Raw genomic sequence first — 14,908 nt, 5'->3', positions numbered from 1 at the left:
TAACTCCTTGCTCAATTCTAATTAATTACAACGTTGTAATTTTGGTTACCGAAATAACCATAGCAGCGTATTTGTAAATGCACAACACAACGCTATGTACAACTATTGCATAATAAAAATCAGCTTTCCTGGTGACGGCTCCCTAGCGGCTTTGCCTTATTTTTTAGGCGCGATGTCCTAAAATGTGGCTTTTTCTTCGACAATCCACTTTACGCAAACGGCTAACCGCCAAAAGTTGGCATGAATTGCAAAAAAAATGACCGGATCAGTCAACTTAGCGGGTGCGTTTGTTTCTAGCATGGTGTGACAGCCTGTCAACAATGGCGGCTAAATACCACAGCTGAAGACTACATCAGCTTCCTACAATAACAACAGCTAAGGCTTCACAATGAAATTAACGCAATGCCTCACCCTCAGCACCCTCGCCGCTTCCGTCATGCTGGCTAGCCACGCCGGCGCCAATGAGATGACCGACAACGAAATCCGCATCGGTTACTTAGCCGATATGAGCGGTGCCTACCGCGACCCCATCGGCCCGCTGGGCCAAGACGCCATTGAGATGGCCATTGAAGACATGGGCGGCAGCGTCGCCGGGGCTGAGATTGCGCTATTCAGCGCCGATGATCGCAACAGCCCCGATGTTGGCTCCAGCGTGGTACGCGGCTGGATTGACGAGCAAAACGTGGACATGGTGACAGGGCTTGTGGCTTCTTCTGTCACCCTGGCCGCTGTCAGGTTACTAGAGGAAGAAAACCGCCTTGGGTTGGTCAACGGTGCGGTTTCCTCCGGGGTGACAAATGAAAGCTGCTCCCCCAACCATATCCACTGGGTCTACGACACCTGGGCGATGTCCAACGGCACCGCGAGCGCTATTACGCAAGAAGGCAATACCGACTGGTTCCTGCTCAGTGCCGATTATTCCTTCGGCCATGCGCTTGAGCGCGATGTCACCCGCGTGGTGGAAGAAAACGGCGGCAATATCGTCGATAGCATCCGTCACCCCTTCCCGAGCAATGATTTCTCCTCTTTCATGCTACAGGCGCAAGCGTCCGGCGCGGATGTCATTGCGCTTAATAACGCCGGCTCCGATACCACCAACGCGATTCGCACCGCGGGCGAATTCGGCATCACCCAAGCGGGTCAGATTTTGGCAGGCATGGTGCTGTTCAGCACCGATGTACGTAGCTTAGGCCTTGAAGCCGCCCAAGGGCTTCAGTTCACCACCGCTTGGTATTACGATTTAAACGAGGACGCACGTGCCTGGGGTGAGCGCTTCAAAGAACGTACCGGCAGCATGCCCACTCAAGTTCACGCTGGCCTTTACTCCAGCACGCTGCACTACTTGCAAGCGATTGAGGCGATCGGCACCGATGAGGCGCAGGCGGTGCGCGAGCAGATGGCGGCCACGCCGATTAACGATATTTTCGCCAGCGGCGGCTATATCCGTGAAGACGGCCGCATGGTTCACGACATGTACCTGGTCGAAGTGAAATCACCTGACGAGTCGACTGGCGAAGACGACCTGTTCCGGCTGGTGCGCACCATTCCCGCTGAAGAAGCTTTCCGCCCCCTCAGCGAAAGCGACTGCCCTTTGGTGAACAACAGCTAACCCGTCTCCTTAACGTTCTCACGTTTTAACGCTCTAGCGTTATGACAACAACACTATGACAGGACACTGTTACAGGAGATGGTATCACCATGCAGAGCCGCATCCAGCAAAACACCATTGGCGCCGCCCTTGCCCGTAGCGCCAGCAAAAATGCCAGCCGGTTAGCGCTGGCGTTCAATGACCGCCAGTGGCATTACGCCGAGCTGAACCGGGCCGTCAACCGGGTCGCTAACCGCCTTTTGGACCAAGGCCTCAAGCCGGGCGATCGTCTGGCCGTTTACGGCAAAAACTCCGATGCCTACGTGATCGCCTGGCTGGCCGCCACCCGCGCCGGTTTGGTGCATGTGCCGATCAACTTCGCCCTGAGTAGCGAAGAGCTCAGCTATATTCTTGAGCAATCCGGCGCCAGCGGGCTATTAAGCGATATCAGCCTGGCCGATAAAGTCGACGCCGCCTGCCGCTCGGTGAAACTCACCCTCTCCGGCACGCTGCACGCCCAAGAGAGCGAAGGCTTCGATGTGCTTCAGATAGCCCTAGCGGAAGGCGACGACGATGAGCCCGAGATAGCACTCGAAGGCCAGGACCTGGCGCAGTTGCTGTATACCTCGGGCACCACCGCCGCCCCCAAAGCGGCAATGATGACCCATCAGGCGCTGCTCGCCGAGTACATGGCCTGCATGGTGGCGCTAGACATCAAGAACGACGAGCCCATGCTCGCCGCCCTGCCGCTTTACCACTCGGCGCAAATGCATGTCTTTTTAATGCCCGCGCTGCTGCTCGGGGCGCCGGTACACCTGCGCGAAGCGCCCACGCCGGATGACTGCTTGGCGCAAATCGAGCGTCACGGCACTGTCTCGTTCTTCGCCCCGCCCACGGTGTGGATCAGCCTGTTGCGCCACCCCGATTTTGACCGCCACGACTTAAGCCGCTTGAAAAAGGCCTACTACGGCGCCTCGATCATGCCAGTGCCGGTGCTCGAAGAGCTACGCCAACGCATCCCCGGTGTGGAGCTCTACAACTGCTACGGCCAAAGCGAAATTGCCCCGCTTGCCACGGTATTAAGACCCGAGGAGCACGACGACCGCCCGGCCTCAGCTGGCCGCCCGATCCTGACCGTCGAGACGCGCATCGTCGACGCCGAGATGAACGACGTCCCCGCAGGCGAGCATGGCGAGATCGTCCACCGCTCGCCGCAGCTACTCACCGGCTACTGGGACAAGCCCAAGATGACCGAAGAGGCGTTTATCGGCGGCTGGTTTCACTCCGGCGACGTGGGTTACGTCGACGAGGCGGGATATCTCTACGTGGTCGACCGCATTAAGGACGTGATCAATACCGGCGGCATTGTGGTGGCTAGCCGCGAGGTGGAAGAAGCACTGTTCCAACACCCCGCCGTCTCCGAGGTCGCCGTCATCGGCCTGCCCGATGACAAATGGATCGAGGCAATCACCGCCGTGGTGGTACTCAAAGAAGGGGAAGAAGTGAGCGAAGCCGCGCTGATCGAGCACGCCAAAGGCCTCATGGCGCACTACAAGGTGCCCAAGCAGGTGCACTTCGCCGACGCCTTGCCCAAGAGCACCGCCGGCAAAATTCTCAAACGCCACCTGCGCAAGGAGCTTGACGCGTGAGCCTCAATACGCAAGACGATGAACTGACCTCGCTGTTTCATGACATGATCTGCCGCTTTCTGGAGCAGGAAGTCGCGCCCCATTACGACGCCTGGGAAGAGGCCGGCGAGGTGCCGCGCGCACTGTGGCAGCGCATGGGCGAAGCGGGGCTATTGGGTATCGATATGCCGGACGCCTTGGGCGGCGCCGGGGCTGATTTCACCATTACCCAGCTTGCCATCGAAGAAATCTCGCGGCGCGGCTTTGGCGGGCTGGCAAGCGCTTACAATATCCACGCCAATATCGTTATGCCGTACCTGCTGCATATCGCGACACCCGCGCAGCAAGAACGCTGGCTACCGGCCATGGCCAAGGGTGACGTAATCGGCGCCATCGCCATGACCGAGCCCGGCGCCGGCAGTGACATGGCCGCCATGAAAACCCGCGCTCAGCGCACCGAGCGCGGCTGGCAGCTAGACGGCAGCAAGATTTTCATCACCAACGGCCAAGTGGCGGATTTGGTGATTGTCTGCGCCAAAACCGACCCCAGCGCCGGGGCCAAAGGCGTCTCGCTGTTTTTGGTCGACACCTCCCTACCCGGCTTTTCCCGCGGTCAGCCGATCAAGAAAATCGGCCAGCACGCCAGCGACACAGCGGAGCTGTTCTTCGATGGCATGGAGCTACCCGACGAGGCGCTGCTTGGCGAAGAAGGGGCAGGCTTTGCCTACCTGATGCAAGAACTGCCTCGCGAACGCCTGGGGGTCGGGGCGCAGGCACTCGGCGCCATGGAGGGCTCGCTCGCGCTGACCTTGGAATATGTCAAAGAGCGTCGCGCCTTCGGCCAGCGGATCGGTGATTTCCAAAACACTCGCTTCACCCTCGCCGAGGTGCAGGCAGATATCGAGATGGGCCGCGCCTATTTAGAAAAGTGCATGGCGCAGTATCGTCACGGCAAGATGGGCCCCACCGAGGCGGCGGTGCTCAAGCTGCGCTTAACCGAGATGCAGTGCGCTACGGCCAATACTTGTTTGCAGCTATTTGGCGGCTATGGCTATACCCGAGAGTACCCCATTTCACGCTTCTACCTTGATGCTCGCGTACAGACGATCTACGCCGGCACCTCGGAAATCATGAAAGAAGTGGTGGCCCGTTCGCTACTAGGCAAAGCCTAATCTCTGACTCCAATTTAGCCCCTATTTCGCTACAGAAGGATTACTCGCATGCGTCTTGATTCCGTTGTCATCCTGGGCGGCGCCCGCACGGCCATTGGCAGCTTCGGCGGCAGCCTCTCGGGGCTTGCGCCGTTTGAGCTCGGCACCATTACCGCCCGAGAAGCCCTAAGCCGCTCAGGCGTTGAGGCCGACGCCATCGACCACGCGGTCTACGGCCATATCATCACCACCGGCCCGCAGGATGCCTACCTCGCCCGCCATATCGCTCGTGAGGCGGGCGTGCCCGACGGCGCCGGCGCGCTAAACGTCAACCGCCTGTGCGGTTCCGGCGTGCAGGCGCTGCTCTCCGCGGCCCAACAAATCACCCTGGGCGATAGCCGCTTTGCCCTGGCAGGCGGCGCCGAATCCATGAGCCGCGGCGCCTATTTGTTGCCGCCGCAGGCGCGCGCCGGGCTGCGCATGGGCCACGCGACCGTCACCGATTTAACCCTTGGCATCTTAAGCGACCCTTTTGGTAGCGGCCATATGGGCTGCACCGCCGAGAATATCGCCAGCCGCTACGGCATAAGCCGCGAGGCGGTGGATCGTTTTGCCATGGAGAGTCACCACAAAGCGGCGCGCGCCATTGCCGAGGGGCGCTTTGCCGAGCAAATTGTGCCGGTGACAGTGCGCGAGGGCAAAAAAGAGCGCGTGTTTGACCAAGACGAACACGTCCGTGAAGGCGTTTCGCTAGACGATCTGGCGCGGCTCAAACCGGCCTTCCAGAAAGACGGCATCGTCACCGCCGGCAACGCCTCGGGGTTAAACGATGGCGCCGCAAGCTTGGTGCTCGCCGACGCTGACGAGGCCAAGCGGCGCGGCTTAACACCCCGAGCACGGCTGCTGGTGGGCACTTCCGCCGGGGTCGAGCCGCATTTGATGGGGCTAGGGCCGATTCCTGCGGTAACCCGCTGTCTCTCGCAGGCCGGGCTTTCTATCGGCGATATTGACGTGATTGAATCCAACGAAGCCTTTGCCGCCCAGGCCATCGCGGTGGCTGACGAACTCGACTTCCCTGCCGAGCGACTCAACCCCAACGGCGGCGCTGTAGGGCTTGGGCATCCGGTCGGTGCGACTGGCGCTATCCTGACGCTAAAGGCGCTGGCCGAGCTTGAGCGCACCGGCGGGCGCTACGGGTTAATTACCTTATGCATCGGCGGCGGCCAAGGCATTGCCCTGCTGATCGAGCGCAGCTAATTCATACGCAAAAAAAGGACACACAACAATGACGACCGTCACGCCCAAAATTCTGCCGCCCACGGCTTCAGCAACCAATCCGCCGCTTTTAATCAGCGAACTGTTGGAAAGCGGCGTGCGCATGGCGGGAGACAATCAAATCATCTACCGCGACCTAAGCCGCCACAGCTACACCCGCTTTCAAGAGCGGGTTCACCAGCTGGCTCACCTGTTAACCACGCAAGGCGTGCAGGCCGGCGACGTGGTCGCGGTGCTCGACTGGGATAGCCACCGCTACCTGGAAGCTTTTTTTGCTGTACCGATGATCGGCGCGGTGCTGCATACGGTGAACGTGCGCCTCTCCCCCGAGCAGGTCCACTACACCATGGAGCACGCCGAAGACGCCTTCGTGCTTATCCATCCGGATTTCGTGCCGCTGTTAGAGCCCCTTCACGAACGCCTCCCGATGATTCGTGGCTACCTGCTCTGCCAGGATGAGCCAGGCGAGCTCAACACAACGCTGCCCGTTGTCGGTGAATACGAAGCGCTATTGGCCGAGCAACCCACCGACTACGACTTCCCCACCTTCGATGAAAACGCGGTGGCCACGCTTTTCTACACCACCGGCACCACCGGCAATCCTAAGGGCGTTTACTTCACCCACCGGCAACTGGTGCTGCACACCCTGACCGAGGCCAGCACGCTACAGGCACCCGGTTTTGAGCTACTCAATCGCGACAAGGTGTACATGCCGATCACGCCGATGTTCCACGTTCATGCGTGGGGCGTCCCCTATAGCGCGACGTTGCTCGGTGCCACGCAAGTCTACCCTGGGCGCTATGAGCCTGACATGCTGATCAAGCTGCTGGTCACGGAAAAGGTCGATTTCTCGCACTGTGTGCCAACGCTGCTCGGCATGGTGGTCGGCGCCGAGGCCATCGACTCAGGCAAGGTCGATCTTAGCGGCTGGAAAGTCCTGGTCGGCGGTAGCCCGCTCACGCAAGCATTGTCGCGCCGCGCGTGGGAGCTGGGCATCGATACCCGTACTGCTTACGGCATGTCGGAAACCTGCCCGCTGCTTACCGCCGACATTCTGCCTCAAGACATCAACGACGCCGATTTCGACACCCAGTTGCCGTGGCGCTGCAAGGCGGGCGTGCCCATTCCGCTGGTGCATATGCAGGTGGTTAACGAAGCCGGGGAACCACTGCCCCACGATGGCGAGAGCGTCGGTGAAGTCCGCGTGCGTGCGCCCTGGCTGACCCAGGCGTACTACAAAGAAACCGAGCGCAGCGAAGCGCTGTGGCAATACGGTTGGCTTCATACCGGCGATGTGGCAACGCTCGATGCGCGCGGCTTTCTGCAGATCCGCGACCGCATCAAAGACGTGATCAAAACCGGCGGGGAATGGGTCTCGTCGCTTGAGCTTGAGAACCTGATTGCCCAGTGCCCCGGCGTTGCGGAAGTCGCGGTGATTGGGGTAACAGACGACAAGTGGGGCGAACGGCCCGCCGCGCTTGTAGTGCCTAGCGATCTTAACGCCCCACCCGAAAGCGATGACATCCAGGCGTTTCTCAACCAGTTTATCGAACAAGGCAAGATTAACCGCTGGGCGCTGCCGTCTTTTATCCGTTTCGTTGATGAGATCCCGAAAACCAGCGTCGGCAAGCTCGATAAAAAACGCATTCGCCAAGAAGTGTGAGGTTAGATGCCCTTACGGTGAGAGCGTCGGCATCACGGTCGCCCGCCGGTACGCGGCGGGCGAATTACCGGTCCAGGCGCGAAACGCGCGGCTAAAACAAGCCTGATCTTCAAAGCCTAACCCTTCGGCGATGCTCACCAATGGCTCGTTGCTGCGGGTCAGCGCCTCAACTGCCATATCCCGACGAAGCTCGTCCTTGACCGCCTGAAAGTGCGTGCCTTCGACGGTCAAGCGTCGCGACAGGGTTCGCACCGATACATTCAGCGCCTCCGCCACCTCTTTTACGTTTGTCGGCATGCATTGTTGACGCACCACATATTCTTTCACCACGTACTCTTTCACCAGATATTCTCGCACTCGGTGCGAGAATAAACGGTCTTCAAAGGAGACGTAAAACCAGTCGGCCGGTGCTCGCTTGAGAAACGCGCCCAAGTGGCGTTTGGTTTGGCGAATGGGCTCTTCCAGCAGCGACCGGTCGAAATAGAACACTGTCTGCGGGCAATCAAACGCGACTTTCCCCGGATAGAAGTACAAATAATCCGCGCTATGCGGTGGCTGCGCGTAGGCGCACTCCATCATCGCCGGGGGGATTTTGCGCGCAATCAGCCACGAGGCAATGCCGTGAAAAAGCTTGAGCATTAACTCGTGGATCAGCACGCGGTTGCCGTTTAGCGGTTGCTTTTCGACCAGGGCGATACGCGCCAGATCCCCTTCCACGCGGTAGTCGTAGGCAAAGTCGTCGAGCAGAATGTGGAAAAACAGCGTATAGCGATGCAGCGCCACCTTGAGCGTCGGCGCCTCCAACACGCTCAAACACAGCAGCTTGAGCGTGCCCCCGCGCAGCGGGCGGGCAAAGAAACCCGGCGTTTCGTCATCGCACTCATTGACCAACAGCCGATACAGCGTGGCAAATTGCTCAACCGTTACCCGGCCGTGCGATGAGCCCAGCAAAAACGGCGAGATCCCCGCGCGCTTGAGCCAACGCTTTTGCCACGCGGCCTCCTGCGGCAAGCCATCAAACAGTGACCTGACAAAGTGCATCGAAATAGTCGCTGTCAGAGCGCGCCCCCTAGTCTTCCCGTTTTGCCATTAACGATTTGCCATTAACCAAATGGTGTTTTTTATCAACGCTGTTTGGTTCGCATTTTAATACCAGCTATGGTCAAAGAAGCGCAATAGCCGACTGGTCTAATACAAAAAACAGCAACGGAATCAAAATAATGGATTATGTCATCATCGGGGGAGGCGCCGCGGCGTGCGTACTTGCCGAGCGTCTTAGCCGCCACCCGGCTTGCCAGGTTTGCCTTCTCGAAGCCGGACCCACGGATACCAACCCGCTCATTCGCGCTCCAGCGGGCATTCTGCCGCTAATGCATAGCCGCCAGCTAAACTGGGCGTTACACACCACCCCGCAATCAGCGCTCAATGGCCGGCGTCTTTTTTGGCCCAGAGGCAAGACCCTCGGTGGCAGTAGCGCCATCAACGCCATGTGCTGCACGCGAGGCCAGCCGCAAGACTATAACGCGTGGGCGGCGGAAGACGAGGCGCTTTCCGGCTGGGACTTTCCATCACTGCTGCCATATTTTCGGGCGATTGAAGATCACCCGCTAGGCCCTTCACCCCTGCACGGTGAAGGAGGGCCCATCACCGTCAGCAAGCTGCGTAGCACTAACCCTCTCAGCCATGCGTTTATCAAGGCAGCGCAAGAAGCGGGCCTACCGGCCAATAGCGATTTCAACGGCGCACAACAGGAAGGCGTGGGGTTTTACCACGTGATGCAGCGCGAGGGGCAGCGTTGCAGCAATGCCCACGCGTTTTTGCAGCCGGCGCTTGAGCGCCCCAACCTTCACGTGCTGACCGGCGCCCAGGTGCAGCGTCTGGAAATGACAGGCCAGCGCTGCACCGCCGTGCACTATTTGAGCCGTGGCAAACACCACCGCGTGCCGGTAACGGGTGAAGCCTTGCTGTGTGCCGGGGCGATTCATACCCCGCAGCTTCTCATGCTCTCGGGAATTGGCCCTGAACAGGAGCTCACACAGCACGGCATTCCCGTAAAGCTGGCCCTGCCCGGCGTGGGTCACAACTTGCAGGACCATCTTGATATCAGCGTGATCTGGCACGAGCAGCGCCACCACAGCATTTCGCTGCACCCACGTTATTGGCCCCGAGGCTACCGAGCGTTAAAAGCGTATCTCAATCAGCGTCAAGGTGAGCTTACCTCCAACCTGGCCGAAGCCGGTGGCTTTGTCGCCACCAACCCCGATAGCGCTCGCCCTGATGTGCAGCTGCACTTCCTTCCCGCCGTCGAGGTGAAACACGGCCGCCAGCTAGGCCCCACGATACGCTATTTCGGCTATACCCTGCGCGCTTGCCTGCTACGCCCGGCTAGCCGCGGCCAGATTGGCCTATCATCAGCCAATCCCAGTGATAGCCCACGGATTGACCCGCGCTACCTGAGCGAGCCTCAAGACATGGCGGGGATGCTGCGGGCGCTGGAGACCGCGCGCGAGATCATGAACCAGCCCTCTCTTAGCCAACTGGGCAAAAAGGAATGGCAACCCGGCCCCAGCGTGACGGACACAAGCGCCCTAAAGCGAGACATTCGTCACCGCGCCGAAAGCATCTACCACCCTGTGGGGACATGCCGCATGGGCAGCGACGCAATGGCCGTGGTAGACCCTGAACTGCGGATACACGGATTGGAAAACGTGCGCGTGGTGGATGCGTCGATTATGCCGCGGCTGATCAGCGGCAACACCACCATGCCGGTCACTGCCATCGCCAGCCGCGCCGCCGACTTGATTCGCCAAAAGGGCTTTGAGAACGGCTGGAATAACAACCTATTCAATCAAATGGGGAGTTAGCCATTGGCGTAGCTGGGCCTGCTGCATGACGCCAGCCTGGCGAGCCACTTCGCGACCATTTTTGAACACGATAAGCGTAGGAATGCTGCGCACATTAAAGCGCCCGGCAAGCGCTTGCTCTGCCTCGGTATCGAGCTTGGCGAAACGTATACGCGGTTCCAGTTCGCGAGCCGCGTCGGCAAAAATCGGCCCCATCATTTTGCATGGGCCACACCAGCTCGCCCAGAGATCGACCACGACCGGCATTTCGCTACGCTCGACCAACGCATGGAAATTGGCAGACGTCAGCGTCACAGGCTCACCGGTGAACAGTGGGGTTTTGCATTTGCCGCAAGTCGGGTTATCCGTTAACCGTGTGCGGTTAACACGGTTAATCGCTAGGCAGTTTGGACAACCAAGCGTTAGTGCATCAGACATAAATTTCTCCGGAAGGCATAAATTTCTGCACAAAATATTGAGTGTCAGGGCGTACGCGGCGAACCCAATACACGACTAACCACATGGCGCTAGCGGAAAGAGAGTAGCGCCTTGAGTTCGTCTACGTGATTCACAAAACGTATGTGTGACACGGTGCCGTCCGCAGTCAGCGTTAACACGGTGACGCGGCCTTCTTCGCGCGGAATGTGGGCAAGCGTACTTTCATCTCTTGCCAATAATACGCGGAAGGGATAATCACGTAGCGATGGAACAGCGATGAAGCGTGCAATAAGGCCGGGCATACCACTGATATCGGCCGCATAGGCTAGGCCTGCGGCCGTGAATTCGCCTTTATCCAGGCCGCCAAATGCCTGCTCCATCAGTTCGTTCCCGTCCATATCGTCGCTGAATAAAAGATAGCGAAGACCAGGGTAAGGGATCTGATACTCATTGCCGTGAGCATCGGGTAGCGTCGCTTCAGAAAGCGCGTCTTCCACGGCTAACGGCGTCTGAGCCCAGCTTACCGCCGAAAACAATAGGCCACTGAGTAAAATGCAGCGTAAAACATAGCGCATAGTCGTTGCTCCCAACCGAATTGACGGTGTCTTTTAGCACCCCATCATCAATAATAAATGAATAATAATATTCTATAAATACATATCAGACATTAATCGCGCAGCCGGCTCGCCCAGCTAGGTGGCGAAACAATGCCTAAAACGTCGGTGCGACATCAGGGCGTGTTCACTTGAAATAGCGCTAAGCCGCACCTCCTGACCGGGCAAGCATTGCGCTAGGCGCGCGGCGGAGAGCGGCGTCAGCGCGCCTAGGCGTGGGTAGCCGCCGATGGTTTGGCGGTCGTTGAGCAAGGCGATGGGCTGGCCATCCGGCGGCACTTGAACGGCGCCGAGGCCAATGCCTTCGGAGATCATCGCGCCAAGGCGGCATTCAAGCCTTGGGCCGGTCAAACGCACGCCCATGCGGTCGGCGCGATCATCCACTTGCCACGCCTGGTTGAACGCGGCATAAAGGCTCGCGCCGGTAAAATCACTTACCTGCGCGCCGGGCAACAGCGCAAGCGTTGCCGGCGTGCGGTAGTCGATACGGTCAATATCAGGCGCCTGAGTGGGCTTTATTGATTGACCAGCCTTGTCGCTCACCGTTAAACGATCGCCCTCGGCGAGCTTGCTGCCGTGGCCGTCAAAGCCGCCGAGTTCCTCGCGTGAAACGCAGCTCACGCTTCCCAGCACCGGCTCGGCGCTAAAACCGCCGGCGACCGCCAGATACGCGCGCAGGCCATTCATCGGCGAGCCAAAGCACAGCGTTTGCCCTTCACCCACCTTGACCGGCTGCCAAAGCGGCAGCGGTTTGTTATCCAGGGTCACCCCCAAGTCGGCGCCGGCTACCGCAATGGTGAGATCGCGCTGTGCTTTTAGGGTTAATCCGCCGAAGGTGACCTCAAGCGCGGCCGCCCCCCACGGGTTTCCGGCGAGGCGATTGGCCCATGCCCAGCCGTGTAAATCCGCCGGGCCACCTTGCGTCACGCCCAGGCGGCGCACGCCAAAACGCCCGGCATCCTGCAAAAGCGCCAGTGGCCCCGCGCGCTCGACACGAAACCCCACGTGGTTTGTCTCTGTCATAGGCCTACCTCACTCATTCGCTTTCCTTACGAGTCGCTAGGTGTCATCGACGGGGGTGGTATCGCCGCCCTTGCTGGCGAAGGTATCTCGATCCACCGGCACAAAGCGCACGCGATCCCCCACGTTTAACAAGCTAAACCCCTCCCGCTCACGGTCGAAGAGCTTTGCCGCTGTGCGCCCGAGGATATTCCAGCCGCCCGGTGTGGCCGCAGGGTACGCCGCCGTCTGGCGCCCGGTAATCGCCACGCTGTTCACCGGCACGCGCTGACGCGGGGTGTCGAGCCGTGGGACTTCCAGCGTTTTATCCAACAGCCCCATAAACGCAAACCCCGGCGCAAAGCCCAAAGCAAACACGCGATACGTCGTACTAGCATGACAATCAATCACTTGCTCAACGCTTAAGCCCGCATGTTGAGCAACGCGTGCTAGATCGGGGCCAACGCTTGGGTCATACCAGGTCGGTAGCTCGTGCACGTTACCCGCCAGTGCGGCGTCGTCGGGCTTTAGCTGGCCGAGCCGTTGGCATAAGCGCTGTCGTGCGGCTGGCGGGGTTAGCTGCATAGGGTCGAATACCACCAGCAGCGTGGTGTAAGACGGCACCAAATCGATAAGCGCGGACCCGAACGCCGCTTCGCACTCGCGCGCCAGCGCGCTGATCCAGGCGAGGTTGTCTTCGTCGATACGCTCGAATAGCCGCACCAGCCAGCCATCCAAGCCGGCTGCCTCAAGTCGGGGCAGGTGTTGACCGTTTGCACTCACTTATCTGTCTCCTATCTCTGCCTCCTGGCGAGCGTGGTCGGTGAGCGCCTGGCGAATGGCTTTCACGGCCGCAATAGATTCCGGGTTATCGCCATGCACACACAGCGTGTCCGCCTCAAGTATCAGCTCGCTGCCATCGCAGGCGGTTAGCGGCTGCCCCCGGGCGATGCGCACTGCCTGATCGACAATCACGTCCGGGTCGTGATGCACCGCCCCCATTTCACGCCGCGACACCAAGCGCCCTTCTTCGTCGTAGGCGCGATCGGCAAATGCCTCGAACCACAGCGTGACGCCGTGTTCGGCGGCCAGCGCGCGAGCAGATTGCGTATCGCGGGTCGCCATGGTCATTAAAGGAAGCGACGCATCAAAGGCCAGAATCGCCCGTATAACGGCAGTCATGATTTCCGGATCGCGGGCCATGTCGTTATAGAGCGCGCCATGGGGCTTAACGTAGCCGATCGTTAATCCTTCGGCGCGACACACCCCCGCTAGTGCCCCGAGCTGGTAGAGCACCAGGTTCTCGACTTCCTCCGCCGAACACGAAAGCGAGCGGCGGCCAAACCCGACCATATCCGGATACGCCGGGTGCGCTCCCACCGTGACGCCATGCTTGCGCGCCAGGCGCACCGTCATACGCATTACATCGGGGTCGGAAGCGTGAAACCCGCAAGCCACGTTAGCCAGATCGATATGCGGCATCACCTCGTGATCCATCCCCATGACCCAGGGCCCGAAGCTCTCGCCCATATCGGCATTGAGCAGTAACGAATGTGACGGCATATAGCTCTCCTTGACGTTATCTATGCTGACAATTTATCAACATTGTCGCAGTAAAACCCTTCGCAGCGAAAAACCGCATGTGCTTGACACGCCATATTCAGCTATACATCTTAGAGCTTGGGCTAACCCTGTCTGGAAAAATGCCGAAAGGCAAAGCCAAAGAAATTGATCCAAGGAGTGACACCTTATGCGACTACACGAAAAAAATGTCATCGTGACCGGCGGTGCCAGCGGTATTGGCTTGGCAAGCGTTAAGCGCTGCCTGGAAGAGGGCGCGAGCGTGGTGATCGCCGATATAGAAAGCAGTGACGGCGCGGCCCACGCTCAAAAGCTTGACGATCAATACAGCGGCCGCTGCTTGTTTAAGGTGTGCGATGTCACCGAGACCGCCCAGGTCGATAAGCTCTTTGAGGAGACGGTGGCCGAGCTTGGCAGCGTCGATGCCGTGTTCAATAATGCCGGGATTGGCGGGCTTTGCCCCTCTGATGAAGTCAGCGATGACGAATACCTGCGCATCATCGACATCAACCTAAATGGCGTTTTTCGCGTCGCCCGCGCCGCACTTAAGGTCATGTATCGCCAGGGCAGCGGCAGCATCGTTAACTGCGCCTCCATCCTTGGTGTGTTCGGTCAGTCGCAAACCGCCGCCTACACCGCGGCCAAAGGCGGCGTGGTCAATATGACCCGCACCCTTGGTATCGAAGCCGCGCCAAAAGGCGTACGGGTCAACGCGATTGGCCCAGGTTATATCGACACGCCGCTACTGGAAGCGCTCGACGACGACTTGATTCAAGGGTTAATCCAGCTGCACCCCATGGGGCGCCTCGGTCGCCCGGAAGAAATCGCTAACGCTTTTTTATTCCTCGCCAGCGACGAAGCCAGCTTTGTCACCGGCGCGCACCTACTGGTTGATGGCGGCTTTACCGCCGGTAAATCCTAAGCGTTTTACTCAGCCTTTGCGGCGGGCTCTTAACGCCCGCCGACGCATTCCCTGCCAGGTAACATCGCTAGTTGCACAGACTTTCCACATTGTGTGCCTTCTCGCGTCACTGACACTGGCGATACTACACACTGCGCTTTACAACGCTTTCGCCTCTCGTCGGCTTTTGACATTGCCGTCGTTTTTTATATTGGGAATAACGCTAT

General features: G+C 59.3%; 13 protein-coding genes. 7 read left to right on the top strand and 6 right to left on the bottom strand.

What is annotated here, in order from left to right:
* Positions 1–388 precede the first annotated feature (388 nt).
* The 5 genes from QC823_RS00910 to QC823_RS00890 all read left to right on the top strand — a co-directional run bounded on the left by QC823_RS00910 (position 389) and on the right by QC823_RS00890 (position 7,305).
* Positions 389–1,609, top strand: a complete 1,221-nt coding sequence (locus QC823_RS00910) for an ABC transporter substrate-binding protein (protein WP_309654473.1) — start codon at positions 389–391, stop codon at positions 1,607–1,609.
* An 89-nt stretch (positions 1,610–1,698) separates the two neighbouring features.
* Positions 1,699–3,237, top strand: a complete 1,539-nt coding sequence (locus tag QC823_RS00905) for a fatty acyl-CoA synthetase (RefSeq protein ID WP_309654472.1) — start codon at positions 1,699–1,701, stop codon at positions 3,235–3,237.
* On the top strand, positions 3,234–4,388 hold the full coding sequence (locus QC823_RS00900; protein WP_309654471.1) for an acyl-CoA dehydrogenase family protein: 1,155 nt from the start codon (positions 3,234–3,236) through the stop codon (positions 4,386–4,388). The genes QC823_RS00905 and QC823_RS00900 overlap by 4 nt, the downstream gene beginning before the upstream one ends.
* 48 nt (positions 4,389–4,436) lie before the next feature.
* Positions 4,437–5,624 (top strand): beta-ketothiolase BktB, encoded by a 1,188-nt coding sequence (gene bktB, locus QC823_RS00895; RefSeq protein WP_309654470.1) that lies wholly within the window; start codon positions 4,437–4,439, stop codon positions 5,622–5,624.
* A 28-nt stretch (positions 5,625–5,652) separates the two neighbouring features.
* Positions 5,653–7,305 (top strand): fatty acid--CoA ligase, encoded by a 1,653-nt coding sequence (locus QC823_RS00890; RefSeq protein WP_309654469.1) that lies wholly within the window; start codon positions 5,653–5,655, stop codon positions 7,303–7,305.
* 12 nt (positions 7,306–7,317) lie between these two features.
* Here QC823_RS00890 and QC823_RS00885 read toward each other — a convergent pair whose 3' ends face one another.
* Positions 7,318–8,346, bottom strand: a complete 1,029-nt coding sequence (locus tag QC823_RS00885; protein WP_309654468.1) for an AraC family transcriptional regulator — start codon at positions 8,344–8,346, stop codon at positions 7,318–7,320.
* A 179-nt stretch (positions 8,347–8,525) separates the two neighbouring features.
* Here QC823_RS00885 and QC823_RS00880 point away from each other — a divergent pair, with 179 nt between their 5' ends.
* Positions 8,526–10,169 carry a GMC family oxidoreductase gene (locus tag QC823_RS00880; protein WP_309654467.1) on the top strand — a complete coding sequence of 548 codons (1,644 nt, stop codon included), beginning with the start codon at positions 8,526–8,528 and terminating at the stop codon, positions 10,167–10,169.
* On the opposite strand, the gene trxC is transcribed toward QC823_RS00880, so the two are convergent.
* The 5 genes from trxC to QC823_RS00855 all read right to left on the bottom strand — a co-directional run bounded on the left by trxC (position 10,146) and on the right by QC823_RS00855 (position 13,762).
* Positions 10,146–10,586: a thioredoxin TrxC gene (gene trxC / locus QC823_RS00875; protein WP_309654466.1), complete on the bottom strand. Its 441-nt coding sequence runs from the start codon at positions 10,584–10,586 to the stop codon at positions 10,146–10,148. The two genes, QC823_RS00880 and trxC, sit on opposite strands and share 24 nt — an antisense overlap.
* Before the next feature lie 89 nt (positions 10,587–10,675).
* The gene (locus QC823_RS00870) at positions 10,676–11,161 is read right to left on the bottom strand and encodes a hypothetical protein (RefSeq protein WP_309654465.1); all 486 of its coding nucleotides are present in this window, start codon (positions 11,159–11,161) and stop codon (positions 10,676–10,678) included.
* A gap of 117 nt (positions 11,162–11,278) precedes the next feature.
* On the bottom strand, positions 11,279–12,223 hold the full coding sequence (locus QC823_RS00865; protein ID WP_309654464.1) for a 5-oxoprolinase subunit C family protein: 945 nt from the start codon (positions 12,221–12,223) through the stop codon (positions 11,279–11,281).
* Positions 12,224–12,259: 36 nt separating this feature from the next.
* On the bottom strand, positions 12,260–12,982 hold the full coding sequence (gene pxpB / locus QC823_RS00860) for a 5-oxoprolinase subunit PxpB (protein WP_309654463.1): 723 nt from the start codon (positions 12,980–12,982) through the stop codon (positions 12,260–12,262).
* Positions 12,983–13,762 carry a 5-oxoprolinase subunit PxpA gene (locus QC823_RS00855; protein WP_309654462.1) on the bottom strand — a complete coding sequence of 260 codons (780 nt, stop codon included), beginning with the start codon at positions 13,760–13,762 and terminating at the stop codon, positions 12,983–12,985.
* Positions 13,763–13,949: 187 nt separating this feature from the next.
* Between QC823_RS00855 and QC823_RS00850 the strand changes: the two genes are divergently transcribed.
* The gene (locus tag QC823_RS00850) at positions 13,950–14,702 is read left to right on the top strand and encodes an SDR family NAD(P)-dependent oxidoreductase (protein WP_309654461.1); all 753 of its coding nucleotides are present in this window, start codon (positions 13,950–13,952) and stop codon (positions 14,700–14,702) included.
* Positions 14,703–14,908 lie beyond the last annotated feature (206 nt).

The organism is Vreelandella vilamensis (assembly GCF_031451755.1).
Taxonomy (GTDB): domain Bacteria; phylum Pseudomonadota; class Gammaproteobacteria; order Pseudomonadales; family Halomonadaceae; genus Vreelandella; species Vreelandella vilamensis.
Note: the sequence above shows the minus strand (reverse complement) of the source record. Positions and strands in the feature narration are given on the sequence as shown.